The organism is uncultured Virgibacillus sp. (assembly GCF_947495635.1).
In the GTDB taxonomy this organism is placed as follows: domain Bacteria; phylum Bacillota; class Bacilli; order Bacillales; family Amphibacillaceae; genus Virgibacillus; species Virgibacillus salarius.
On record NZ_CANMAB010000001.1, the window covers coordinates 73,289 to 97,915 of the forward strand.

Sequence of the window (24,627 nt, forward strand, 5' to 3'; positions counted from 1 at the left end):
TCCTTTCAATACAATTACATTAATTTCCACTGTTAATAAATTGTTGTGTTAGCTTTGCAGCTGTTTCTGCATTCATTGACTCTAGAATGCTGCCACGAGTATCATTTGACAATTCCTTCATTATTGCTAATGCCGTTTCTTGTTCAAGCTCTTGTAAAATATTAGCTGCTTGATCAGGATCCATATCTTTAAAAGAATTGGCGATTGTTTTGACAGTGGTTACCTCTTTTTTCACCTGTTCGTCATCAGACTGCTCTTCATTTTCATTAGCTTGATTATTTTCAAGCTTCATTATTTCTTGTTCGAGCTGTTCAACAGTAGCTTCCTTATCTGTAAGATCCACCTTTAGCTGCTCAATTTCAGCATCTTTATCAGACATCATCGCTTTCACGCTTTCATCTTCACGTTTCAACTGTTTTTCCTTATCTGTTTCAACGAATGAAGAAACAACCGGTATATTATTACCTTTATCCTTCAACCAGCCGGTAACATCAATACCAGCAATACTCAAAACGACCGTAGCTAGGGCAATTGTAATGATAATAGGAATTACAATTGCAAAGAGGAACCATAGGACAGGATTCATTTTTCTTTTATCTGTATTGTTTTTCTTTGCCATTCACTTCACCTATTTTTATGATTTAGAAATTGATGAATAGATACCTCATCCATTGTAGCCTTTTCCTTTTTGCGATTTGCTGCTGCTTCATCTTTCTTACGAGTTTCGATAATCTTTTCATATTTTTTCATCTCAACATGTGCATCTGTGAGCTTGGATTGCTTTGCTTCCATATCGAATCTTGCCTTTTGGACTTCTTCTTGTAAGTGCATAATATGATTATTTAAATGCTCGATATAAGTAAATTGTTCTTTTAACTTATCAAGAGTAGTTGATTCCGTAAGAGCAGTCTCGTATACTTCCTCTGCCATTTCTTTCTTTTTAAGAAGTTCATAGAGCTGTGTTGCTGTTTTTTCAAAAAGATCAATAGACTGTTGATATGCCTTCTGTGCGTGTTTTTTTTCGGTTTCACGTATATGTAAAATCTTGGATAAAACAACCGTCTCCGCCATTAGCTTACACCTCCATGAAGTAAGTTTTTCATCGAATTAATCGATTCTTGAAGTGTATGATATTCAAAAATATCTTGTGAAAGAAACGATTGGATTTTAGTGTGATAAGAAATAGCTCGATCAATTTCACTGTCTGTCCCTCGTTTATAGGCGCCAATTTGAATCAGTTCACTATTTTCTTCATAAGTAGCAACGAGCTTACGTATCTCCTGAGCTGTTTCCTTGTGCTCGTTATCTGCAACTTGGTTCATGACACGACTAATAGATTTCAACACATTGATCGCTGGATATTGTCCACGCTCAGCTAATTTCCTATCCATTACAAAATGACCATCTAATATTCCACGTACCGTATCAGCAATCGGCTCATTCATATCATCTCCATCTACCAAAACGGTATAGAAGGCTGTAACCGTACCATTTTCATTCGTACCGGTTCGTTCTAGCAATTTTGGCAAGGTAGCAAATACGGAGGGCGTATAGCCTTTGGTGGTTGGCGGCTCACCTGTAGCCAAGCCAACCTCACGCTGTGCCATAGCCACACGTGTAACAGAGTCCATCATTAGGTTCACACGGTAACCTTGATCACGAAAATATTCACTTATTGCTGTTGCTGTATATGCTCCCTTTATTCGCATTAATGCTGGTTGATCGGAAGTAGCAACAACGACAATCGATTTCTTTAGTCCGTCATCTCCTAAATCTTTTTCAATAAACTCCCTTACTTCTCGCCCGCGTTCTCCGATTAATGCAATGACATTAATATCTGCCCCACTATTTCGAGCAATCATTCCTAGTAATGTACTTTTTCCAACACCACTTCCTGCAAATATTCCAATTCGCTGTCCCTCTCCGACAGTCAGTAAAGAGTCAACTGCTTTGATCCCAACCTGCATTGGTTGTGCAATTGGTGGGCGAAGCATTGGATTTGGAGGAGATTGCTCCGTTAAATAATTTGCTAGACCTTTCGGCAAAGGGCTTTGATCTAATGGGTTTCCCAATGAATCTATTACTTTGCCAATCAGTCCACGGCCAATTTTTACTGTTAATGCCTTGCCAGTAGATTCTACTAAGCACCCGGGTCCAATTTCTGCAACCTCTGAATATGGCATTAGAATAATTTTTTCATTATTAAAGCCAACTACTTCCGAGAGAATAGGATTCCCGCTTGAAGAAGAGGAATGAATGAGACAAACTTCTCCGACATTCGCTGCTGGACCTTTTGACTCAATCATAATTCCAACAACCCGTAATACTTTTCCATACCGCTTGTAGGTATCTGCTTGATCAATTGCTGTTAGATAATCCGCTACCTTCATTGTCTGTTCTCCTCAGAAACTTCAAATAGTATTTGTCGGATTTCTTGTAACTGTGTATCAACGCTTGCATCGATTTGCCCAAATGGATGCTTAATCATACAACCGTAATCCTCTACTTCATCCGTAACATACAAGGCAAGCTTTGCATCCTTTTCAATTATCGTGACGAGTTCTTCCTTATGCTGCACAACAGATTCATACTGATTAGGGTGTAGGTAAATGGAAATTACCGATTGGTCCTTTAATTCCTTTATTGCTGCATTAATAATTTCTAAGAAAGAGTTAGGTTCCTCATCAATTTTCTGTTTTGTAATCTTTTCAGCAGTATGAAGTGCGATTTCCAATATGGTGTCGACATTATCCTCAATCAGCGCTTGATAGTCTTTCCTTGCCGTATCAATAATTTGATTAGCTTTTTCTAAGTCACTTTTATATTTAGCAAGACTTTTTGATTCTCCATCTGTATAACCTTGAGAAAAACCTTGCTTGCTAGCAGCTTCGATATACGTCTGTTTTTCCGTTTCCCATGCCTGCTTTTTGCTTTCAATTTCTGCTTCCGTTTCTTCTAGAAGCTGCTGTGATTGATTCTTTAACTCTTCTAATTGAATTTGTGCCTGTTCAATTTCTTGAAGCAACGTTTCTTGTTTGGACGCTGCTTCTAATTCTGATTTTGGCTGACCACTAGGTTGCAGGCTAATCGGTTTAATTTTTATTTGCCTACTTTCATTACGAATAGATGAATTAGACAATGATGTCGTCACCTCCACCCCTTGCAATAACAATTTCACCTACATCCTCTAATCTTCGGATAATAGCAACAATTCTTGTTTGTGCTTCCTCTACATCTCTTAAACGAACTGGACCCATGTATTCCATTTCTTCTTTAAAGGTTTCTGCCATACGCTGTGACATATTCTTAAAGACGATATCTTTCACTTCATCACTAGCAACCTTCAATGACAAACGTAGATCCTCATTTTCTACTTCACGAATGATACGTTGAATTGCGCGATTATCTAAAATAACAATATCTTCAAATACAAACATCCGCTTCTTAATTTCATCAGCTAATTCTGGATCTTGGATTTCTAAAGCATCTAAAATCGTTCGTTCTGTACTTCTATCAACACCATTCAACACTTCAACAACAGCTTGAATTCCACCAGTTTGTGTGTAGTCTTCTGTAAATGAAGAAGATATATTTTTTTCCAATACCTGCTCGACCTGTGAAATAATTTCTGGTGAGGTCGAATTCATCGTTGCTATCCGTTTCGCGACATCTGCTTGCACCTCCTGTGGCAATGCAGAGAGAATTTGACCGGATTGCTCAGGATCTAGATAAGATAGCACAAGAGCAATTGTTTGTGGATGCTCTCCCTGTATAAAGTTCAGAACTTGTTGCGGATCTGCTTTTCTAGCAAAATCAAATGGTCTAACTTGTAAAGAAGAAGTCAAGCGGTTAATAATATTTGAAGCTTCTTGTTTTCCAAAGGCTTTTTCTAAAACGGTTTTTGCATATCCAATACCGCCTTGAGAAATATAATCCTGCGCTACCGCAATTTGATGAAATTGCTCCAGCACATCCTCTTTCAAACTACTATCTACCTTCTTAACGGAAGAGATTTCTAAACTTAACTTCTCGATCTCCTCTTCTGATAAATGCTTATACACTTGAGCCGAAACATCTGGACCTAAGGAGATTAAAAGAATTGCTGCTTTTTGTTTACCTGTGAGTACACCTTTTTGTCTTGCCAATTGTAATACCTCCTAATCTTCTCCGATCCAGCTTCTTAGTAATTTCGCAAAATCTTCTGGTTTCTCTTTTGCTATCTTTTCTAATTGTTTTTTACGAATCGTTGTTTCCGATTCCTCTTGATCTGGGATTTCTGGTACTTCTATCGGCTCTTGGATAGCTACCTCTTCCTCTTCAACATCCTCTTCTTTTCTTCTGCGAAGTAAGAATACTATCAAGACAATAATTGCGAGCAATAATCCCCCACCTACGATATATAGCCAAGTTGGTATAGTAGGAGTTGTGCTAGCTTTAGCGTTTTTCATACCTGAAAACTCTTGAAAGACAATCGATACTTTCTCTTCTGGGTTAATGTTCTCAGCATATTCCCCGTCAATAGATGTTGTAATAATAGAGTTCATAATCGAATTAATTCCCTCTTCAACCGCGTTTTCATCCTGCTGTGTTAAATACTCTACATCTTTTCCTTGTGATGTTTTAACATTATTAACAGCGACTTGAATTCCTAAATCTCGCACTTTATATGGACTCTCAACAATGTTTTTTCGAATCTTATTAAATTCATTGTTAATCGTTTCTTTCGCCATTTCATACTCACCATTGTCACCATCATCCGTCGCTTGATAGTTACCGATATCTTCATCCCCAGTACCTACGGTACCTCCTGCTGCAGCACCTTCACCAGTATACGTTTCTTTTATTGTTTCAATACTTACTGGCAGTCCTTCCATATTCTCTAGATCAACTGGTTCGACAATTTCTTCAGTACGATTCTCTTGCGTAAAATCAATATCAGAAGTGACGGAAACAATGACATTTCCTTGACCTACCATTGCTCCAAGCATCTGCTGTAATCGTTGCTGAATATCTTTTTCAATGTCCTTTTTAACATTTTGCTGATATGTATGTGTATCCTGTACGCCAGTTCCTGCAGTAGCATTTTGTTCAAAGCTTTCAAAATACTGATTGGTGATTGCTATATTTTCTGCTGGTAAGTTAGGGACGGCCTTTGATACTAAATGATACAATCCATCTATTTGTCCTTCTTGGAATTGATAGCCAGCCTCTGTATTTATAACAATTGATGCACTCGCTTCTTGTTTTGTATCATTGACAAATACAGGATCCTCCGGCATATTAATCATCACCTGTGCATCTTGTATCCCATCAATACCTTTGATCAGATTAGCTAACTCCGTCTGCATTGCATCTAGCTTCATAACGTTAAATTCATTTTCTGTTACACCCCAGGATGCATTCTCACTAAAAAAGGAATAATCTATATTTCCACTGTTTGGGATGCCTTGCCCTGCTAAATCGACGAGTAATGAATCTACTTGTTGTTCAGGAACCGTTATTGTCGTTCCCCCATCTTTTAATTCATAAGAAACTCCTCTGGCATCTAGTTCCGTTTTTATCTGCCCAACTTCCTGAATGGACAAATTATTGTATAGTGGAACAAATTTCGAATTCATGGAAAAGAATAGAATTCCTACTATCAAAAGGACAACTATCATGATTGATCCTATAAAAATCCGTTTTTGACTTTTCGTCCGATTCTTCCAGAAAGCCGTAGTAGTGTCTTTCCAGTTCTTTATTTTCTCGTTCATAAGTTCCCCCACTAACGTGCTGTAGTAAATTTTTCTATATATGATTGCAAATCATTATACTTGCATGCTCATTACTTCTTTATAGGCATCTACTACTTTTTTCTGGACTTGTACGGTAGTTTCCAATGTGATACTAGCTTTTTGTGCCGTAATCATTACATCGTGTAAGTCATCGATTTTCCCATTAGCTAGTGCTTCTGTTTTTTGATCAGATGCAATTTGTGCCTGATTGACATCATTAATGGCATTCTTTAAAGCTGCTGCAAACTTACCCTGTGCTTCCCCAATAGAAATTGCTGGCTTAGAATCTAGTTGTGAGGATACTGGTGCTTGTGGTATTTGATTGCCTATTGACTGAATCATCGAAAAACTCCTTTACATTTATTTCCCAATCTCTAGTGCTTTCATTAACATGGATTTACTAGCATTTACTGAGGTAATGTTAGCTTCATATGATCTTGTTGCGCTCATTAAGTCCACCATTTCTTTAAGTGGATCAACATTCGGTAATTCCACATATCCATTCTCATTCGCATCGGGATGCGTTGGATTATATACCTGCTTGAATGGACTTTCATCTTCTGTTATTTCCGTAACCTTAACACCCGCGGTAGCTTCTGAACCGGTTGCTCTATGTAAGAATGATTTAAAACTATTGGTCTCTGGTTCTAGGGAAACCATTTTTCTTCGATACGCTTCAAATTCTCCTTCTTCATTCACTGTTGCTCGCGTCGTTTGAGCATTAGCAATATTAGAAGAAATGACATCCATACGAAGCCTTTGAGCAGTAAGAGCACTAGCACTCGAGTGAAGTGCATTGAATATCGACATATTACCTTCCTCCCCTTAAAGCTGTTTGTAAACTACCAAACTTACCATTTATGCGGTCGACTAATGCTTGATAATAGATCTGATTTTCTGCTAATTCTGCCATCTCTTTGTCAACATCCACATTATTGCCATTATGACCGTAAGAAGTGTTTTGCTTCGTAACTGTCTTATAGGAATTAGAATTATTTTGAAAGGAAAGATGTTTAGAATTAGTTCGTTTCGCCTCTATGTTTGAAGCCATTGCATCGGATAATACATTTTTAAACACGACGTCTTTTGCCTTATAATTTGGTGTGTCAATATTTGCAAGATTCGTTGAAATTGCCCGGTTTTTGGCAGAGGCATAATTTAACGAATTTTCTAGCGTATGGATAGTTCCACCAAATAGACTCACATTGATCCCTCCTAAAAAGTTACGTTTGCATTACGACAGACATAAAATATTGCTTGTCTACGAATAGTTTAAGTCATATGTTTGCCAAAGTCTATTACTTTTCGACATTTTCCTCAGAAAGAACAAAATATGGTTAATTTTGCATAGGCCAATTTTACCATATTACTACCTATTTTTGTTAATTAATTTTTTTAAACTTGAAAATCGTAAGTTAAAGTAGGATTTTTATGTCGAAATTGCAAGAATAACTAAATTTTAAATTATACCTAGTTCTTATGTAATAGAAAATCCTTGTATAAAAAGTCCTGAAATTGACCAAAGATTTACTTGACATTTCATGCATAATTACAAACAAAAAATCCGAAGCAAAATGCTTCGGATTTTCTATTATTTTGACTGTATTCTATAATACATATTGTTTTATCTTGAACGTAATTTTTCTAATTCAACTAAGAAATTATTGTTAAGTACTTTTATATACGTACCTTTCATACCTAAAGAACGAGACTCAATGACACCAGCACTTTCTAATTTTCTAAGCGCATTTACAATAACTGATCTTGTGATCCCAACTCTATCTGCAATTTTACTAGCTACGAGTAGACCTTCGTTGCCGTTTAATTCTTCAAAAATGTGATCAATAGCCTCTAGTTCACTGTATGATAGCGAGCTGATCGCCATTTGAACAACAGCTTTGCTTCTAGCTTCCATTTCAATTTCTTCTGTTTTTTCATGCAGAATTTCCATACCAACAACAGTAGCACCGTATTCAGCTAATAGTAGATCATCCTCACTAAAGCTCTCTGTTAACCGTCCTAATACAAGCGTTCCTAATCGCTCTCCGCCGCCAATAATAGGTACAATCGTAGTTAGGCCTGATTGGAATAATTCACGGTTTTCGACTGGGAAAACAGTTTGTGGACTGTCGATATCTAAGTTAGCTGTAGTCTCATGAATATTAAATAGTCCCTCCGTGTATGCTTCCGGAAATTGGCGATCCTCTAGCATTGATTTCATTCTCTCATTTTCAATCTCTTGATTGATTGCAAAGCCTAATAGCTTTCCTCGTCTGCTTAGGATGTAAACATTACCTTTGATAACATCTCTTAAAGAAGCAGACATGTCATTGAAATCAACTGACTTTCCTGTAGATTTTTGTAGCATAGCATTAATTTTTCTTGCGCGATTTAATAGTTCCATAATGATCCTCCATTCAACCTTTTTAAATTATAGTATATATTGACTTAAATCTTTATTTTTTGCAATAGTACTTAATTTTTCATCGACATATGCTGGAGTTATTTCAATCTTTTCCATCGTCACATCGGGTGCTTCAAAAGAAAGATCCTCCAGTAATTTTTCCAAAATAGTATGAAGTCGCCTTGCTCCAATATTATCCATTTCCTGATTTACTTGATAAGCTATTTCGGCTAATCTATCTACAGCTTCGTCTGTAAATACAACATTTATACCTTCTGTTTTCAATAAAGCCTTATATTGTTTTATGAGCGCATTTGATGGTTCCTTTAATATGCGCTTGAAATCTTCTGTTGATAGTTTATCTAGTTCAACCCGGATTGGAAATCTACCTTGCAATTCCGGAATCAGGTCAGATGGTTTGGACATGTGAAATGCACCAGCAGCTATAAATAGCATATGATCTGTTTTAACAGGTCCATGTTTTGTAACTACAGTGGAGCCTTCAATGATCGGTAAAATGTCCCGTTGGACCCCTTCTCTAGATACATTTGCACTATGCTCCTGTTTACCAGCAACTTTATCTATTTCATCAATAAATAAGATACCTGATTGCTCCGCGAGCTGTACTGCCTCTTGAGCAGCCTCTTCCATATCTACAAGCTTGCTTGCTTCTTGCTGAGATAATACTTTTCTTGCTTCTGATACTGGCATTTTTCGTTTCTTCTTCTTTTTGGGCATGAACTGACTGAAAGCATCCTGCATATTCATCCCCATTTGCTCCATACCAGATCCTTGGAGCATGTCAAACATCGAAGGAGCTTGTTCTTCTATTTCTACCGATACCATATGGTCTTCTAATTCACCCAGGGCCAATTGATGTTCTACACGTTTCCGCTTATTGCTAATTTCATCATCTTTCGGATCATGATCTCCATCTTCATGATTGTCATCTGAATTAGAAGCGAATAACATTTCAAATGGATTTCTAGCATTGTTTTCCTTTTTAGCATGTGGTACTAGGAGATTTACTAGCTTTTTATTTGCTTCTTTCTCTGCCTTATCTGCAACTTGCTTCATTTTATCTTCTTTTACCATCCGCAAAGACATTTCTACTAAATCACGGACCATGGACTCTACATCTCGACCGACATAGCCCACCTCAGTATATTTAGTTGCTTCTACTTTGACAAATGGAGCTCCAACTAACTTCGCTAATCGTCTAGCTATCTCCGTTTTCCCAACTCCAGTAGGACCAATCATTAATATGTTTTTAGGAACAATTTCATCCTTTAGCGATTCATCCAGCTTCATACGACGGTAACGATTGCGTAATGCCACTGCAACGGATCGCTTAGCGCTGTTTTGACCAATAATAAACTTATCTAACTGTCCCACTATCTGTCTCGGTGTGTAATCAATACCCATTCTTCCAAAAGGCCTCCTTTTAATCAAGTACCTCCAGTGTGATGTGATCATTTGTATATACACATATTTCTCCGGCAATTTCTAATGCAGATTGAGCGATCTCCCGTGCAGATAATTGACTCGAATACCTTGCTAGAGCTCTTCCAGCACTAAGTGCGTAATTGCCTCCAGAGCCAATAGCCAATATGCCATCATCAGGTTCAATGACCTCACCTGTACCAGAAACTAAAAACATACTTTCTTTATTCATTACGATAAGCATAGCTTCCAATTTCCGCAATACCTTATCGCTGCGCCACTCTTTTGCTAATTCTACAGCCGCTCTTGCAAGATTTCCATTATATGCTTCTAGCTTAGCTTCAAATTTTTCAAAAAGCGTAAATGCATCAGCAACAGATCCAGCAAAGCCAGCAAGTACTTGGCCTTTATATAAAGTACGAACTTTCTTTGCTTTATGTTTCATAACGACCGCATTTCCTAATGTTACTTGACCGTCACCGCTCATTGCACATTGACCATTATGCCTTATGGCGAAAATCGTAGTGGCATGCATTTCATTTGTCACGCCTTCTCACCTCTTTACTCAATTAATAATCATTTGCTCGTGGATGACTTTTCATATATACGCTGCGCAAATGATCTTTTGTAACATGGGTATAAATTTGTGTAGTTGACAAATTCTCATGACCAAGTAATTCCTGAACGCTACGTAAATCTGCACCTTCATTTAGTAAATGTGTGGCAAAGGTATGCCGTAACTTATGTGGGTGTACATGAACGGTTAACGCAGCTCTTTCGACCATCTTGTTCAATACTTCCCTAATTCCACGTGTAGTTATTGGATTTCCCCGATTGTTCAAGAAGACTGCATCCGAAGATTGCTTTGCTTTAGACAATAACGTATTCCTACCATCCTGTATGTAGGTTTCCAATGCTATTTCAGCAAATTTACCATAAGGAATGTAACGTTCTTTTCTGCCTTTCCCTCTAACAAATACGGTACCAATGAAGAAATCAATATGCTCCAATGATAGCTGTTGACATTCGCTAACACGCATGCCAGTTGCGTAAAGTAGTTCTAGAATTGCTTGATCTCTTTGGCCTAATGGGTTAGTAAGGTCATTTACCTCAAAAAGCTTCTCCAACTCTTCTTGATACAGAAAACCCGGAATCGTTGTATCCGTTTTTGGCAATTTCACCTGTACAAACGGATTTCCAGTGAGCACTTCTTCTCTTTCCAAGTATCGGAAAAAAGTTCGAAGACTAGATATTTTTCTAGATACAGATCTTCTGCTTAGCTGCCGATTATACAAAGTGTTTAGGAATAAACGGACAACCCTATGATCTACATCAACTAGACTAGATAAACCTTCTGCTGTTAAGAAATCGAAAAATATTTCCAGATCATTCAGATAATATTTAACAGTATATGGCGAAGCGTTTTTTTCTATTTGTAAATACTCCTTAAAGGATTGCCAATAATTCATATAATTATTCAAATTTTCACCCCGTTAAGCAGCGAATAAATCATAACATAGAAAATAGTGAGAAGCAATAAACTTAACTAAATTGTAACAAAATTCAGAATTGATGTCACTTTTAGTTGTTTTTTCCTTTTATAACCCTATAAAAATAAGGTCATATACTTAGCTCTTGACTGTCAAGTATATATCCTTACCAATGCGTTATTATATCTGTTTCGAAGTCCATAGTCAACAATTTCTATTCATATTTCACAATTAAATTTCTATAACAGCTCACATACCATTGATATCGGCTATTTGGATTACTTTATTACACCTAACTTTTTAATTTTCGCTTTTGTATCTTCTGTTCCAAACTTATATAGTTCATGATATATAGTTATTAAATGGTCACTATACGCAGATCGTTCAGCATCTGCTCCCCATTCATCAAATGGTTTCACTAAATACTCGATCGCAAGTTCTGCATAGTTGTTTTTTTTCATGAATAACTTCTTAAGCATTTCAATTTCTTTTGCATCAGCTATAATTTCATATTCTATACCACTATCAGGAATAGAGATTTCTCGAATATCCTGTGTATCTACAGTTACATAATAATGTTTTTTTGTCATCAGACTTTCCTCCTTATATGCTATTTAGCCTTTTTTTATACATCTCAAACTACTAGTCCTTCATTAACACATAACATAAAAGTAAAACTGTACTTGCAATCTACTATTCCGGTGAAAGCAAGTTGAACGAGCCATGAAAGAAAGGACAAGCTTAAACTCAGAAGGCTTGGACCCACTACGGAAAGCAGAAATTATCATACTACGATAGCAAAAAAGCGATGATAATAAGAGTACAAAAGCGTAAGCCCCCGATTAGAAACGTAGCGACTGGGGCTAGACACGGCTCAACACGCCCCTATTTATCAGACTACAAAAAAGAGCTTCCCACAAGTCCCTATTAGACTTATGGGAAAGCTCCTATGTTTGCGGCGCCTCTTTATATTCACATTGCGTACATTGAATTTGTGTTCCTTTTTTCGATTTCTTCTCAACCAGTAAGTTATCACACTTTGGACATGGTCGAGATATCGGTTTGTCCCAAGAAAGAAAATCACACTCTGGAAATCGGTCACAGCCATAAAACACTCGACGTTTTTTCGATTTCCTTTCAACAACATTTCCTTCTTTACATTTTGGACACTTCACTCCGATTTCCTTTAATATTGGTTTCGTGTTTCTACATTCAGGAAAATTAGAGCACGCTAAAAACTTCCCATAGCGTCCCATTTTATAAACCATTTCATGCCCACAATTTTCGCATTCAATACCGGCAGGCTCATCCTTGATTTCAATTTTTTCCATTTCTTGCTCTGCTTTTTCCAAGCGCTTTGCAAAATCTGTATAAAATTGATCAATAATCGTAATCCACTCTGTTTTTCCTTCTTCAATAGCATCCAAATCGCCTTCCATTTTAGCTGTGAAAGCAACATCAATAATCTTAGGGAAAAACTCTTCCATTATTTCTGAAACAATTGATCCCAATTCCGTAGGTATAAAGCGTTTGTTATCAATACTTACATAACCTCTACGTTGAATTGTGTCTAAAGTCGGAGCATATGTGGAAGGTCGTCCAATTCCTAGCTCCTCCATTGTCTTAACTAGCCTTGCCTCTGTATATCTTGGAGGTGGCTGTGTAAAGTGTTGATTTGGCTTTATATCATTAGCTGTTACTTCCATACCTTCAGATAATTCTGGAAGAAACTTATTATCTTCTTTTTTATTATCGTCCGTCCCCTCAATATATACTTTCATAAATCCTTTGAATTTAATCTTAGAACCCGTTGCTCTGAACTCCACTAAATTATTTAAAAGGTGTACAGTCATTGTATCCATTACAGCAGGTGCCATTTGACTTGCTAAAAACCGTTCCCATATTAATTTGTACAACCTAAACTGATCTCTAGAAAGTATTGGCTTTAAGGATTTAGGATCCCTGCCGACTGATGTAGGTCGAATTGCTTCATGGGCATCCTGTGCACCCTCTGACTTTTTCTGTTTTTTATTTATACCTAGATACGTTTTCCCATATTGGTCAATAATATAATCCTTTGCTTCCCCTTTAGCTGTATCGGAGATACGCGTTGAATCAGTACGCATATACGTAATTAAACCTGTTATTCCCCCCGCTTTTTTTCCAAGGTCAATTCCCTCATATAACTGTTGGGCAATCATCATCGTTTTCTTGGCTTTGAAATTCAGTTTTCTCGCTGCTTCTTGTTGTAATGAAGATGTTGTAAAAGGTAACGCAGGATTACGTCTTCTTTCTTTTTTCTTTACTTTATCAACTTTGAATTTTTTCCCCTTGATTTCTTTTAGAATATCGTTTACGTCTTGTTTTGTCTTCAATTCTTTCTTTTTACCTTTAATTCCATAAAAAGATCCCTCAAAAACATCCTTATCCTTTTGAAATTGTCCTTCAATTGACCAATATTCTTCAGGTTTAAAGTTTTCAATTTCTTTTTCTCTGTCAATTACAAGTTTTACAGCTACAGATTGAACACGTCCAGCGCTCAAGCCTTTTTTCACTTTTTTCCATAGAAGTGGACTTATATTGTACCCCACAAGCCGATCCAGAATCCTTCTAGCCTGTTGAGCATCCACTAAATCCATATCAATAGATCTTGGATGTTTAAAAGAATCTTTAATAGCATCTTTTGTTATTTCATTAAATACAACACGACATTCGGAATGCTCATCAACATCTAATATATGTGCTAGATGCCATGCAATCGCCTCACCTTCTCTATCAGGGTCGGCTGCAAGATAAACCTTTTTAGCTTTTTTTGCTGCTGATTTTAAGTCTTTGACTACATCACCTTTACCGCGAATCGTAATATACTTTGGTTTATATTCATTTTCTGTATCGACAGCCATTTGACTTTTTGGTAAATCCCGAACATGCCCCATGGATGCTTTTACTTTGTATTTTTTCCCTAAATAGCGTTCAATTGTTTTTGCCTTTGCAGGTGATTCTACGATTACTAGATAATCTGACATTTCTTTTCCTCCCATAAATGAGGTTACCACTAGTACTGATAAGTCCCTCACAACAAGGTAGAATACCTTGAAAAGTAGTACATTGATAAAATACATTTCATTGTCTTGCATATATATACTTATTCATCACAAGCATTAAAGCGGATACTTTTTTCACTCAAAAAAATTTAGAAATCTTCACTAATATTAAATATATACGTTTCATTTGTCAAACATACTGAAATAAATGACCCAAGATTTGTAAAAGTTTTCCTTACAAAAATGTACCATGTCAAAGAATATTAGTAAAATATCAATGATATAACTTTATTTTTAATCGGCCTATTTCTGCTTTTTTATTAGATATCTACCCATACGTATTTTGCAATCTTTCCCATTCTTCACGAATATCCTCTTCATGAATAACTAATTTCGCACCATCTTGGATCATTTTATGACAACCTCTAGTTTGCTCCATTAGTGGTGAACCAGGAACAGCAAAAACGTCTCTCCCTTGTTCCAAGGCTTGATCAACTGTTATTAGTGTACCACTCTTTTCAGTTGCCTCAATAACTAATGTACCAAAGCTTAAACCGCTTATTATCCTATTCCTTTCTGGAAAATGGTGACGAGCAGGGGGAGTAGTTGGTGGATACTCAGATAAAACTAATCCTCGTTCAGTCAGTTCTTGATATAATCGGATATTTTCCTTGGGATAAATATATTGAAACCCTCCACCAAGTACGGCAATTGTATGTCCACTTAGACTTAGAGTAACTTCATGAGCAAAACGGTCAATACCAATTGCCATACCACTTACTATCACCCATCCCTGCCTAACTAACGGTGGGATAATTGTCCGTACCTTTCCCATAGCTTCTCTAGAGGGTTTCCTCGTTCCAATTACACTTAAGGCTGGTGCTTGTGTTAACAAAGATATGTTTCCTAAGGCGTATAAAACAAACGGAGGATCTTTTATCGTTTTTAATAAAGGTGAAAAGTTGTTATCTAGAAGGGTTATAACGTGATAGTTATGCAAGTCTGTTTCTATTTGCTCTATTAGGGGCTCCGAGTGGAGATCATTATATAACATTGAAGCATTATTCAGAGGAAGGTGATACAAACGGTTCATTGCTGCAGAAGATAATTTGTAGATCTCTGTGAGGGTAGAATCAATAAGAAGTAGCTTTCTAATCCATCGCCTTGTAATACCTCGACATCGAGTAATATGAATTAATCGAAACCGAAAATCCGTCAATACGTACACATCCCTTCAAAAATTAGAGAAGGAGCTGTCCCCAAAAAAGACAGCTCTCTCTTCCTACACAACTGAAATATACTCTTCTACGAAGTACAGCTTCCTTGAACAAGCGCCATTCACTACAGGGTTTCACGGCGGCTCACTCTACTCGTTAGAATCTTACCTATTCCAGTTGCATCTACCCGAACCTTTACAGGAGAACCCTTTCTGGTTCGCATATTAATTAATGTGTTTTACATGTTTCTTTAATACCATTCTCCTCTAGGGCTTTAATCATTGTTTCACCCATTACCGCAGGAGTTTCTGCGACTTTAATACCACACTCATTCATAACACGAATTTTTTCGTCAGCAGTTCCTTTTCCACCAGAAATAATTGCACCTGCGTGACCCATGCGTTTCCCTGGAGGTGCAGTAGCCCCACCGATAAATCCTACCACAGGTTTCTTCATATTTGCTTTTACCCACTGTGCTGCTTCTTCTTCAGCTGTGCCGCCGATTTCTCCAATCATTATAACAGCATACGTATCAGGGTCTTCATTAAAAGCAGATAGTACGTCGATAAAGTTCGTACCGTTTACTGGGTCACCACCGATACCAACTGCTGTGGACTGCCCATACCCTGCTTCAGACAACTGATGAACTGCTTCATAAGTTAATGTACCTGAACGGGAAACGACACCTATATGTCCTTTCTTATGAATGTAGCCTGGCATGATACCAATTTTACTTTCATCAGCAGTAATTACACCTGGACAGTTTGGACCAACCAATCGAGTTTTCTTACCTTCCATATAACGTTTCACTTTAACCATGTCCATAACTGGAATATGTTCTGTGATACAAATAACTAAATCTAGTTCTGCATCCACTGCTTCGATAATCGCATCAGCAGCAAATGGAGCAGGTACATAAATAACAGATGCTGTAGCACCAGTTGTATCTACGGCATCCTTTACAGTATTAAATACAGGTACTCCTTCTACTTCAGTACCGCCTTTTTTAGGTGTAACCCCACCAACAATTTTTGTACCGTATTCAAGCATTTGTTTCGTGTGAAATTTTGCAGTTCCACCGGTAATACCTTGGACAATTACCTTTGTATCTTTATTAATATATACACTCATCTTCGTCCGTCCTTTCTGCAAGATCTGTACAATATAATATAGTTCACGATCCTTTTACTTCTTGCCTTAAACAAGAATTTACATATAAATATTGTGGTCTAAAAATTCCTTACTTTACCATTGAAACTATCTTTTCAGCACCATCAGCCATTGAACCAGCCGATGTAATATTTAGCCCAGATTCTTCAAGAATTTTCTTACCTAATGAAACATTTGTACCTTCTAAACGTACAACGAGTGGAATTTCAAGCCCAACCTGTTTCGTAGCTTCTACAACACCTTCAGCGATAACATCACACTTCATAATTCCACCAAAGATGTTGACAAAGATCCCTTTAACATTTGAATCAGATAAAATGATCTTAAATGCTTCCGTTACCTTCTCAGCAGTAGCACCACCACCAACATCAAGGAAGTTTGCCGGATCACCGCCATAATGTTTAATAATATCCATTGTAGACATAGCAAGTCCAGCTCCATTTACCATGCAGCCAATATTTCCATCCAATGAAATATAACTTAAATCATACTTAGAAGCTTCTATTTCCTTTTCATCTTCTTCATCTAAATCACGTAATTCCATAACATCTTTTTGACGGAATAAAGCGTTATCATCAAAATTTAACTTGGAATCTAATGCTAAAACATCTCCATCACCCGTAGTTACTAATGGATTGATTTCTGCAATAGAACAATCTTTCTCTACAAAAGCATTGTACAAACTTGTCATAAATTTAACAGCTTTACCTATTAGTTCATCCGGAATATTAATATTAAATGCAAGTCTACGAGCTTGATAGCCTGACAAACCTACAACAGGATCAATAACTTCCTTAAAGATTTTCTCAGGTGTTTCTGCTGCAACCTCTTCGATTTCTGTACCGCCTTCTTCTGAAGCCATCATTACTACACGAGAAGTAGCGCGATCAAGTACAACTCCAACATAATATTCCTTCTTAATGTCGCAGCCTTCTTCAATTAATAAACGTTTTACCTCTTTACCTTCTGGTCCAGTTTGATGTGTTACTAGTGTCTTTCCAAGTATTTCATCAGCGTATGTACGCACATCATCTAAATTTTTTGCGATTTTAACCCCACCGGCTTTACCACGTCCACCAGCATGGATCTGAGCTTTTACCACTGTGACGTCGCTTCCCAATTTTTTTGCAGCTTCCACAGCTTCATCAACCGTATATGCAACGTATCCATTAGGAACATTAACACCATATTTTCGCAAAATATCTTTGCCTTGATACTCATGAATGTTCATCCTTAATCCTCCCATCAAATTTCACTGCATTTCCATTGTATAAAAAAACAATAAATTTCACAAGAACTTCGGAAATTTATTGTCAATGACTTGTCGAATATTATCTATTTTTATTTATTTCTTGATCTGCTCGATAGATAAAGGCAAATACTTCAGCTACAGCTTCATACAATTCCTCTGGTATTGCTTCATTTATATTTAATTGTGCCAGCAGCGCTACTAATGATGGATCTTCCATAATAGGTATATTATTTTCTTTTGCTTTTGCAATGATATCCTCAGCAATCAAACCCCTTCCTGAAGCTGACACGATTGGGACAGATTGTCGAGTTTCATCGTAACGAAGAGCAACCGCTTTATTTCGCTTATCTTTCATATTTTATAATCCACCCCTTGGTACGTAGTGGTTACGGAAAGCTTTTCTTTTGGTTCTTTTTCCGCTTGCAACGGTTTATGTATAATCGTTGACAGCTGATAATCAAGTGAATCCAACCCGTTTTGCAATGACGGCTTTAACGAACCTAATAGCTCCTTTATTCTTTTATTATTATTAAAAACAGTTATAGCTACCGTACGATTTTGTATGTGCATATCAATTACCGTACGTTTTAAGTACATCAATTCTAAATCGAATAAAATTCGACAATGATCAGGATCGAATTCGCCATTAGTCGTTTTCTTCCCTTCAAACAACAATTCCGCATCACCTTTTAATCCCATCTTATTCCCAGGTACTTGCAAATAAGCTTGGATAAAGTTGTCTGATTCTTGAACTGATTGAAGTTGCAGTGCGTTTATATGGTGTAATAGTTGCTTTGCTCGTTCATGCAATATTCCTTCACTCTGTGCAAACATGTGTATGAGCATTCCCTTTAATGTAGGCTGTTGCACTTTCTCATTTGCTACTGTATGTTCATACGTTAAACCTAACCATTGAATGGTTTGTCGAATGGCGGACAAAAAGTGGTCTTTACTACCTAGATTCGTCTGATTTTTGCCATTTAGTAGTAACTGTTCTAATTGTGTATATGTCTCATTACGTTGCAATAATTTTAAATTAACTATAAATCGTTGCAGGTCTGATTTCGTATGCAGGCTGCTTAAATGAGATACATTTGGGAATGTATCCTTGATTAGTTGCTTTATTTGTTGTATGTCACTTGTTCCAAAATGCTGCTTTCCGGTAACAGGGTAAATTTTATCTTGTAATACACTTACTAAACTTTCCGTTCGTGCTATGTAGTCAGCTTTATTTGCAATTACTTCGGAAAGCCGATTTCCCTTTATACCTGTCCATAAACCTGTAACTGCCTGTTGCTGAGCAGAACCACTCCCATTGGTGGTAGCGGAAGCATTTGACATAATTCCATTCGTTTTATCAATGGTTGGTTGCGTTAATCCAAGTATGTGTAATAAAGGGATAACCTGTCGATTCGGCACCATGCTCTTTATTTGCATATTGGGGTATGCTTGGTCTGAGAATGGTTGAAGTAATAAAGCTATCTGCTGTTTTAGCTGTGAATGGTTAACCTGCCCTGGCAATTGCTGAAATACTTCTAGTAATTGTTTTGAGAGTGAATGCGAATCTTTTGTTACCAGTGCCTGAAATACAGCATTTGAAATTGGCCAACGATTTCTTATCATTTCTTTTATAATGGAGAGTTCTTGTTGATTCCCTTTTTTACCTACTAATAATTGAAAAGCTTGAGAAAGCTGCGATTTGTCAAAGGGGATCTGATCACGCATTAATTCTTGTAGGAATACCATATTTGTCTTTGTCTGCTTTAACCCTAGCTGTTCTAATAGTTGTAGGGCAGTTTTCCCCACCTGCGTGCTCGACCGTTCTCCTAGCACTTTTAATTCCAGTACTTGATCATTTTCTACTACTTGAAAATAATAGTTTCCACCAGCATGAAGAGAGGCCTGTAACTGTGCAATCATCTTATGCTGACCAATTTGTATTTGCGCTTTATTTCCTGGAAAAAGCTTTAACACTCTCCCCTGGATAATTTGCCCTTTCTTCAATGGGGCTATATGATTACTTGTATTTACTTGTTGGTCACCTGAAATTCGTAGACTCATCCCGATAGTACCTCCTCCTAGGAAACTATATTTTTAACAGGTGAAAATGATCGTCGATGATGAGGGCATACACCATATTGTTCTAAACTTTCCATGTGTTGCTTTGTTCCATACCCCATATTAGAAGCGAATTCATACATAGGAAACTTATTATGTAAATCCTTCATATAATTATCTCTCGTTACTTTTGCTAAAATACTTGCAGCAGCAATAGATACACTTTTTGCGTCCCCTTTAACAATAGCCTCCGATGTGCACGATAGCGAATCTAACTCCACCGCATCTATCAACACATGTTCTGGAGTTGGGCTTAGTTGGCCAATAGCATCATACATTGCAAGCTTTGTTGCCTCATAAATGTTGATTTCATCAATTTTATCGCTATTAATTATCGAAATTCCATAGCTTAAAGCTTTCTTTATAATGACTTGATAAAATTTATCTCTGTCAGCTTCTGTTAATTGCTTAGAATCATTCAAGCCTAGTAATTTAAAGTCTGCTGGTAATATCACACTTGCTGCTACCACAGGTCCGGCAAGCGGTCCTCTGCCGGCCTCATCAACCCCTGCAATATAATGTATATCTTTTGAATAACAGGCGTTCTCGTATGAAATCATTTCCCTATGCCGCTGCTCTAATTCTTGTTTTTTTAATTGACGCTTTTCATAGCTCGCAATTAATTGCTGAACACCTTTTCGCTCATCCATCCGTAAATGGGAAATCAATTCTTCATTTAATTCTCCGGCTTCAAATAATTTCTTTAGTACAGCTATTGATTTTTTATTCATTGTATTAACACCTATCTCTCTGTATCTAATATCGGCCAGTTTCATTAATTTGTTAGTGTTTCAAACCCTAAACCTTTCTATTGATGACGATTTATACGTATGACATGAAATAAGACACCCATCCGAAGATGCATGTCTTGGTAACCCTCTAATTTAGGGACATCATTTACTGATTAGAAGGAGATTCTAGTGAAACTCTACCTAGTTTTCCTGTACGTAAATCCCTAATAACAATATCGGATACCTTGGCCAAATTAACTTTACCACCACTCTCGAGTGCTCCACGTTGCTTACCTATTGCATTAAAGATTTCCCACATATCGTCCATATCACGGTCTACTTGATAGCGCTCCTCCAATTTTTGAGGATAGTGCTTTTGTAAATAAGTAATGACAAAAGCCACGATATCTTGCAAGGAAAGCAATTGATCTTTTATCGTACCGATAGCTGCTAAACGATAACCAACTAGCTCCTCCTCAAATTTTGGCCATAATATACCTGGTGTATCCAATAACTCAAAATCCCTTTTGACTTTTATCCATAATTGCTGTTTTGTCACTCCCGGTCTATCACCAGTTTTAGCAATCTTTTTATTCGCTAAACGATTGATTAGCGTTGATTTTCCAACATTAGGAATTCCTACGATCATTGCTCTTGCCGCTCTAGGCTGTATTCCTTTCTTTCTTAATTTGTCCATCTTCGCCTGCGCTTGTTCCTTCGCTAACTGAATGACTTGTTTTATATCATTCCTATCATTCACATTAATTGCTATTGCTGGTATATGTTTTTCCTCGAAATAGGCCAGCCATTGGTTTGTAACATACTGATCGGCTAAATCCTTTTTCATCATTACAATCATCTTTGGTTTATTCTGTAACACTTGTTGTAACATCGGATTTTGTGAAGAAAATGGAGCTCGAGCATCAACTAATTCCATTACAAAATCAACAAGCTTAAGTTTTTCTTCTACTTCCCGTCTAGCTTTTGCCATATGACCGGGAAACCATTGAATGGTCATTGTTTAAACCTACTTTCCTATCGTCTGCATTCGATTGAACGGCCAATATATGAGGTCTGTTTTTCCTACAATTTGATCAGTAGAAACGACCCCCAGTACACGGCTGTCCGTTGAATTCCCTCTGTTATCTCCTAATACTAATACATGGTCTTCTGGAATAACATCATATCCACCAGGAAGGTCTTCTAACGAAAAGTCATTCGTTAGGATTTGATATGATTTAAGACTATCCTTTTGATCTGTTAAGAATGGTTCATTCATTTCTTCTCCATTAATGTACAATACATTATCAATCACTTCAACATGTTCTCCTGGCAATCCAATTACACGCTTAATAAAATCCTTTTTTGATGACGCATGGAATACAACCACATCAAATCGTTCTGGTTCATGTAAATGATAAGCAAATTTGTTTACAATCATTTGATCGCCATCATGTAATGTTGGAAGCATAGACGGTCCATCAACTACAATTGGAGCGAAAAAGAACATCCGAACTATAAAAGCCAATCCAAAGGCGATTAATAAAGCCTTTAACCAATCTAACCATTCGTTCTTCTTTTCTTTCTTCCTTTTTCCCATATTTCCCCCTCCAACCTTTGTACATAAGACCCTCTTTATATATTACAATAATTATGTACTTAAACAAAACTGGGGCTTTCTTAGTTGGAAAATCTTAAGCAATATCAGTAACGAATTAAGCATTTAGTTTACTAGCTATACTGCTTAAAACTTCAATATTTTCCCCATAGCCTCTAGTACAAAAAAGGAGCTTGTGCAGATTGCCAAGCTCCTTTCCAATGATTTTGTACTCGTATACTATTAGCGACGTTCTTTAATACGAGCTGCTTTACCACGAAGATTGCGTAAGTAGTAAAGTTTCGCACGGCGAACAATACCACGACGCGATACTTCGATTTTATCAATACGAGGTGAATGTACTGGGAATGTACGCTCAACACCTACTCCATAAGAAAGCTTTCTTACTGTGAATGTTTCGCTAATTCCACCGTTTTGACGTTTAATAACGACACCTTCGAATACCTGAATACGTTCACGGGAACCTTCCACAACCTTAACGTGGACTTTAACAGTGTCTCCCGGACGGAAATCAGGATGATCATTACGAAGTTGGTCTTTAGTAATGTCTTCAATCAATTTTTGCATCTGGCTTCTCTCCTTCCAAACCAATGCTCATATCTACTATGTGACAGCGGAACATCGTTTATAAAGCTTAAAGACGGAACTTTAAGCACATCATTTAATATACCATATCAAACTCTAGACTTCAACCACTTATTTATCATCCCATTCTTCTATCCATCGTTTCCACTCTTCTGGTATATTTTTATGTTCTAGTAAATCACGTCGACGCTGATATGTTCTTAGCAATGATTGTCGTTCTCTCCAAGCATTAATTTTCCCGTGATCTCCTGATAACAAAACCTCTGGAACTTTCAATCCTCGGAAATCTGCTGGCCTCGTATAATGTGGATGCTCCAATAAACCTGTCGAGAAAGAGTCCTGAGGTGCTGAATCTTTATTCCCCAGCACTTCAGGAAGTAAACGAACAACACTATCCATCACAACCATTGACCCTATTTCTCCTCCAGTAAGCACAAAGTCTCCAATAGAAATTTCGTCTGTTACTAAGTGTTCTCTAATTCTTTCATCATACCCTTCATAGTGACCACATATAAAGATAAGATGATCCTCCTGAGAAAGTTCTTCTGCCTTCTTCTGATTATAGGTTTCTCCCTGTGGGCACATGAGAATAATTCTGGAATTATCAGATTTTCTTTGCTTTTTTACAGCTTCCACCGTGTCAAAAATTGGTTGTGGTGTTAATACCATACCCGCACCACCACCATACGGATAATCATCTACTTTATAATGTTTGTTTTCCGTGTAATCTCGAAAGTTTACTAAATTGTAGCTAAACCTGTCATTTTCATACGCCTTTTTTAAGATAGATGACTGTAATACTCCATGAAACATCTCTGGAAAAAGGGTTAGTATATCGATGTGCATCAGTCTAACAATCCTTCCATCGGCTCAATAATTACTTTACTTGCCTGCGTATCTACTAAAGTGACAACAGATGCAATATAAGGAATAAGTACATCCTTTCCTTGTGATCGACGAACGACCCATACATCGTTGGCGCCAGGAGATAAAATTTCTTTAATTGTACCTATTTGTTCTCCATCATTTGTAAAAACGGCACATCCAATAATTTCGTGATAATAAAATTCATGTTCTGCCAGGTCTGTCAACTGATCTTCTTTTATTTTTAACTTACAACCTTTATAAACCTCTACATCATTTATATTCGTCAATCCTTTAAAACGTAGTAGGTCAAATCCTTTATGCATACGATGGCTTTCAATGGTTAATTCCTTCTGTATATTACCATCCTTAACAATATACAGTGTCTTTCCAATCGAAAAGCGTTCTTCGAAATCGGTAATTCGCAGTACCTTTACTTCACCGTGTATTCCATGTGTGTTAATTATCTTCCCTACAGTATACATTTTCTCTGTCATCATCTCACCTGCTATTCATCAATTCGAATGACTATATCGTCTTTGACAACGATAGCACTTTCACCCATAAGCTCATTCCAATGCGATCCTTCTGAGACCTCAACAAGAGCTTCAACCTCTTTTTCTATTATTTCACTACCCATCTCCAGCATTTCCAGTTGCTCTATTTTAAAATCAGCAAGCTTAATTTTTTCTTTACGATTATTAATTTCCTGTTGAAAACGATGACCAACCTCTTGCTTGGAGATTCCTGGTTTATTAGAGAGCTTTCTTTGTTCGAATAAAAGCTGTTGACACTCTTGTTCAAGCCGCATTTTATGATTGTAAAAGTTAGTTTTTAATTTTTCTTTGCTCTTCTCTGTGACAATTTGCTTGATTAGGACTTTTTTTATAATTTTCAACGTTCATTCCTCACTCTCA

General features: G+C 37.1%; 27 protein-coding genes. All 27 read right to left on the reverse strand.

What is annotated here, in order from left to right; genetic code table 11:
* Window positions 1–19: 19 nt before the first annotated feature.
* The 27 genes from Q1A47_RS00370 to Q1A47_RS00500 all read right to left on the reverse strand — a co-directional run bounded on the left by Q1A47_RS00370 (window position 20) and on the right by Q1A47_RS00500 (window position 24,608).
* The gene (locus Q1A47_RS00370) at window positions 20–619 is read right to left on the reverse strand and encodes a MotE family protein (RefSeq protein WP_026680895.1); all 600 of its coding nucleotides are present in this window, start codon (window positions 617–619) and stop codon (window positions 20–22) included.
* A gap of 5 nt (window positions 620–624) precedes the next feature.
* Window positions 625–1,071: a flagellar export protein FliJ gene (gene fliJ, locus Q1A47_RS00375; protein ID WP_026680894.1), complete on the reverse strand. Its 447-nt coding sequence runs from the start codon at window positions 1,069–1,071 to the stop codon at window positions 625–627.
* Window positions 1,071–2,390, reverse strand: coding sequence for a flagellar protein export ATPase FliI (gene fliI, locus Q1A47_RS00380; RefSeq protein ID WP_026680893.1), 1,320 nt, complete (start codon window positions 2,388–2,390; stop codon window positions 1,071–1,073). The genes fliJ and fliI overlap by 1 nt, the downstream gene beginning before the upstream one ends.
* Window positions 2,387–3,139: a flagellar assembly protein FliH gene (gene fliH, locus Q1A47_RS00385; RefSeq protein ID WP_026680892.1), complete on the reverse strand. Its 753-nt coding sequence runs from the start codon at window positions 3,137–3,139 to the stop codon at window positions 2,387–2,389. The genes fliI and fliH overlap by 4 nt, the downstream gene beginning before the upstream one ends.
* The gene (fliG, locus tag Q1A47_RS00390; RefSeq protein WP_026680891.1) at window positions 3,132–4,145 is read right to left on the reverse strand and encodes a flagellar motor switch protein FliG; all 1,014 of its coding nucleotides are present in this window, start codon (window positions 4,143–4,145) and stop codon (window positions 3,132–3,134) included. The genes fliH and fliG overlap by 8 nt, the downstream gene beginning before the upstream one ends.
* Window positions 4,146–4,157: 12 nt before the next feature.
* Window positions 4,158–5,753: a flagellar basal-body MS-ring/collar protein FliF gene (gene fliF, locus Q1A47_RS00395; protein ID WP_026680890.1), complete on the reverse strand. Its 1,596-nt coding sequence runs from the start codon at window positions 5,751–5,753 to the stop codon at window positions 4,158–4,160.
* A gap of 54 nt (window positions 5,754–5,807) precedes the next feature.
* On the reverse strand, window positions 5,808–6,116 hold the full coding sequence (gene fliE / locus Q1A47_RS00400) for a flagellar hook-basal body complex protein FliE (RefSeq protein ID WP_051388306.1): 309 nt from the start codon (window positions 6,114–6,116) through the stop codon (window positions 5,808–5,810).
* Between the two features lie 18 nt (window positions 6,117–6,134).
* Window positions 6,135–6,584 carry a flagellar basal body rod protein FlgC gene (flgC, locus tag Q1A47_RS00405; protein WP_026680888.1) on the reverse strand — a complete coding sequence of 150 codons (450 nt, stop codon included), beginning with the start codon at window positions 6,582–6,584 and terminating at the stop codon, window positions 6,135–6,137.
* A 1-nt stretch (window position 6,585) separates the two neighbouring features.
* On the reverse strand, window positions 6,586–6,978 hold the full coding sequence (flgB, locus tag Q1A47_RS00410; RefSeq protein ID WP_121605227.1) for a flagellar basal body rod protein FlgB: 393 nt from the start codon (window positions 6,976–6,978) through the stop codon (window positions 6,586–6,588).
* A 420-nt stretch (window positions 6,979–7,398) separates the two neighbouring features.
* Window positions 7,399–8,178 (reverse strand): GTP-sensing pleiotropic transcriptional regulator CodY, encoded by a 780-nt coding sequence (gene codY, locus Q1A47_RS00415; protein WP_026680886.1) that lies wholly within the window; start codon window positions 8,176–8,178, stop codon window positions 7,399–7,401.
* 27 nt (window positions 8,179–8,205) lie between these two features.
* Window positions 8,206–9,603 carry an HslU--HslV peptidase ATPase subunit gene (gene hslU / locus Q1A47_RS00420; protein ID WP_166529883.1) on the reverse strand — a complete coding sequence of 466 codons (1,398 nt, stop codon included), beginning with the start codon at window positions 9,601–9,603 and terminating at the stop codon, window positions 8,206–8,208.
* Between the two features lie 19 nt (window positions 9,604–9,622).
* Entirely contained in the window at window positions 9,623–10,168 is a 546-nt protein-coding gene (gene hslV, locus Q1A47_RS00425; protein ID WP_299629665.1) for an ATP-dependent protease subunit HslV, read from the reverse strand.
* Window positions 10,169–10,190: 22 nt separating this feature from the next.
* A complete protein-coding gene (gene xerC, locus Q1A47_RS00430) occupies window positions 10,191–11,090 on the reverse strand; it encodes a tyrosine recombinase XerC (protein ID WP_034678908.1) in 900 nt (299 codons plus the stop codon).
* Window positions 11,091–11,389: 299 nt separating this feature from the next.
* Window positions 11,390–11,701 (reverse strand): hypothetical protein, encoded by a 312-nt coding sequence (locus Q1A47_RS00435; RefSeq protein ID WP_034678895.1) that lies wholly within the window; start codon window positions 11,699–11,701, stop codon window positions 11,390–11,392.
* A gap of 357 nt (window positions 11,702–12,058) precedes the next feature.
* Window positions 12,059–14,137: a type I DNA topoisomerase gene (gene topA / locus Q1A47_RS00440; RefSeq protein ID WP_026680881.1), complete on the reverse strand. Its 2,079-nt coding sequence runs from the start codon at window positions 14,135–14,137 to the stop codon at window positions 12,059–12,061.
* Window positions 14,138–14,483: 346 nt separating this feature from the next.
* Window positions 14,484–15,374, reverse strand: a complete 891-nt coding sequence (gene dprA, locus Q1A47_RS00445) for a DNA-processing protein DprA (RefSeq protein ID WP_166529884.1) — start codon at window positions 15,372–15,374, stop codon at window positions 14,484–14,486.
* Between the two features lie 226 nt (window positions 15,375–15,600).
* Window positions 15,601–16,503 (reverse strand): succinate--CoA ligase subunit alpha, encoded by a 903-nt coding sequence (gene sucD / locus Q1A47_RS00450; protein WP_026680880.1) that lies wholly within the window; start codon window positions 16,501–16,503, stop codon window positions 15,601–15,603.
* A 109-nt stretch (window positions 16,504–16,612) separates the two neighbouring features.
* A complete protein-coding gene (gene sucC / locus Q1A47_RS00455) occupies window positions 16,613–17,773 on the reverse strand; it encodes an ADP-forming succinate--CoA ligase subunit beta (RefSeq protein WP_026680879.1) in 1,161 nt (386 codons plus the stop codon).
* A gap of 100 nt (window positions 17,774–17,873) precedes the next feature.
* Entirely contained in the window at window positions 17,874–18,149 is a 276-nt protein-coding gene (locus tag Q1A47_RS00460) for an EscU/YscU/HrcU family type III secretion system export apparatus switch protein (protein WP_026680878.1), read from the reverse strand.
* On the reverse strand, window positions 18,146–19,855 hold the full coding sequence (locus Q1A47_RS00465; protein WP_166529885.1) for a hypothetical protein: 1,710 nt from the start codon (window positions 19,853–19,855) through the stop codon (window positions 18,146–18,148). The genes Q1A47_RS00460 and Q1A47_RS00465 overlap by 4 nt, the downstream gene beginning before the upstream one ends.
* Before the next feature lie 17 nt (window positions 19,856–19,872).
* Window positions 19,873–20,643 carry a ribonuclease HII gene (locus Q1A47_RS00470; RefSeq protein ID WP_026680876.1) on the reverse strand — a complete coding sequence of 257 codons (771 nt, stop codon included), beginning with the start codon at window positions 20,641–20,643 and terminating at the stop codon, window positions 19,873–19,875.
* 166 nt (window positions 20,644–20,809) lie between these two features.
* Window positions 20,810–21,661, reverse strand: coding sequence for a ribosome biogenesis GTPase YlqF (gene ylqF, locus Q1A47_RS00475; RefSeq protein ID WP_166529886.1), 852 nt, complete (start codon window positions 21,659–21,661; stop codon window positions 20,810–20,812).
* A 9-nt stretch (window positions 21,662–21,670) separates the two neighbouring features.
* Window positions 21,671–22,243 carry a signal peptidase I gene (gene lepB, locus Q1A47_RS00480; protein ID WP_166529887.1) on the reverse strand — a complete coding sequence of 191 codons (573 nt, stop codon included), beginning with the start codon at window positions 22,241–22,243 and terminating at the stop codon, window positions 21,671–21,673.
* A 240-nt stretch (window positions 22,244–22,483) separates the two neighbouring features.
* Window positions 22,484–22,828 carry a 50S ribosomal protein L19 gene (gene rplS, locus Q1A47_RS00485; protein WP_026680873.1) on the reverse strand — a complete coding sequence of 115 codons (345 nt, stop codon included), beginning with the start codon at window positions 22,826–22,828 and terminating at the stop codon, window positions 22,484–22,486.
* 129 nt (window positions 22,829–22,957) lie between these two features.
* Complete coding sequence (gene trmD, locus Q1A47_RS00490; RefSeq protein ID WP_026680872.1) at window positions 22,958–23,692, reverse strand: tRNA (guanosine(37)-N1)-methyltransferase TrmD; 735 nt, start codon at window positions 23,690–23,692, stop codon at window positions 22,958–22,960.
* Window positions 23,692–24,207: a ribosome maturation factor RimM gene (gene rimM / locus Q1A47_RS00495; RefSeq protein WP_026680871.1), complete on the reverse strand. Its 516-nt coding sequence runs from the start codon at window positions 24,205–24,207 to the stop codon at window positions 23,692–23,694. The genes trmD and rimM overlap by 1 nt, the downstream gene beginning before the upstream one ends.
* An 11-nt stretch (window positions 24,208–24,218) precedes the next feature.
* Window positions 24,219–24,608 (reverse strand): YlqD family protein, encoded by a 390-nt coding sequence (locus Q1A47_RS00500; protein WP_026680870.1) that lies wholly within the window; start codon window positions 24,606–24,608, stop codon window positions 24,219–24,221.
* Window positions 24,609–24,627 lie beyond the last annotated feature (19 nt).

Bases quoted from the DNA above. Each gene is read 5' to 3' on its own strand.
- Q1A47_RS00370 (WP_026680895.1), bottom strand. From the start codon at position 619: ATGGCAAAGAAAAACAATACAGATAAAAGAAAAATGAATCCTGTCCTA.
- fliJ (WP_026680894.1), bottom strand. From the start codon at position 1,071: ATGGCGGAGACGGTTGTTTTATCCAAGATTTTACATATACGTGAAACC.
- fliI (WP_026680893.1), bottom strand. From the start codon at position 2,390: ATGAAGGTAGCGGATTATCTAACAGCAATTGATCAAGCAGATACCTAC.
- fliF (WP_026680890.1), bottom strand. From the start codon at position 5,753: ATGAACGAGAAAATAAAGAACTGGAAAGACACTACTACGGCTTTCTGG.
- fliE (WP_051388306.1), bottom strand. From the start codon at position 6,116: ATGATTCAGTCAATAGGCAATCAAATACCACAAGCACCAGTATCCTCA.
- flgC (WP_026680888.1), bottom strand. From the start codon at position 6,584: ATGTCGATATTCAATGCACTTCACTCGAGTGCTAGTGCTCTTACTGCT.
- codY (WP_026680886.1), bottom strand. From the start codon at position 8,178: ATGGAACTATTAAATCGCGCAAGAAAAATTAATGCTATGCTACAAAAA.
- hslU (WP_166529883.1), bottom strand. From the start codon at position 9,603: ATGGGTATTGATTACACACCGAGACAGATAGTGGGACAGTTAGATAAG.
- xerC (WP_034678908.1), bottom strand. From the start codon at position 11,090: ATGAATTATTGGCAATCCTTTAAGGAGTATTTACAAATAGAAAAAAAC.
- Q1A47_RS00435 (WP_034678895.1), bottom strand. From the start codon at position 11,701: ATGACAAAAAAACATTATTATGTAACTGTAGATACACAGGATATTCGA.
- topA (WP_026680881.1), bottom strand. From the start codon at position 14,137: ATGTCAGATTATCTAGTAATCGTAGAATCACCTGCAAAGGCAAAAACA.
- sucD (WP_026680880.1), bottom strand. From the start codon at position 16,503: ATGAGTGTATATATTAATAAAGATACAAAGGTAATTGTCCAAGGTATT.
- sucC (WP_026680879.1), bottom strand. From the start codon at position 17,773: ATGAACATTCATGAGTATCAAGGCAAAGATATTTTGCGAAAATATGGT.
- Q1A47_RS00460 (WP_026680878.1), bottom strand. From the start codon at position 18,149: ATGAAAGATAAGCGAAATAAAGCGGTTGCTCTTCGTTACGATGAAACT.
- Q1A47_RS00465 (WP_166529885.1), bottom strand. From the start codon at position 19,855: ATGAGTCTACGAATTTCAGGTGACCAACAAGTAAATACAAGTAATCAT.
- Q1A47_RS00470 (WP_026680876.1), bottom strand. From the start codon at position 20,643: ATGAATAAAAAATCAATAGCTGTACTAAAGAAATTATTTGAAGCCGGA.
- ylqF (WP_166529886.1), bottom strand. From the start codon at position 21,661: ATGACCATTCAATGGTTTCCCGGTCATATGGCAAAAGCTAGACGGGAA.
- lepB (WP_166529887.1), bottom strand. From the start codon at position 22,243: ATGGGAAAAAGGAAGAAAGAAAAGAAGAACGAATGGTTAGATTGGTTA.
- rplS (WP_026680873.1), bottom strand. From the start codon at position 22,828: ATGCAAAAATTGATTGAAGACATTACTAAAGACCAACTTCGTAATGAT.
- trmD (WP_026680872.1), bottom strand. From the start codon at position 23,692: ATGCACATCGATATACTAACCCTTTTTCCAGAGATGTTTCATGGAGTA.
- rimM (WP_026680871.1), bottom strand. From the start codon at position 24,207: ATGACAGAGAAAATGTATACTGTAGGGAAGATAATTAACACACATGGA.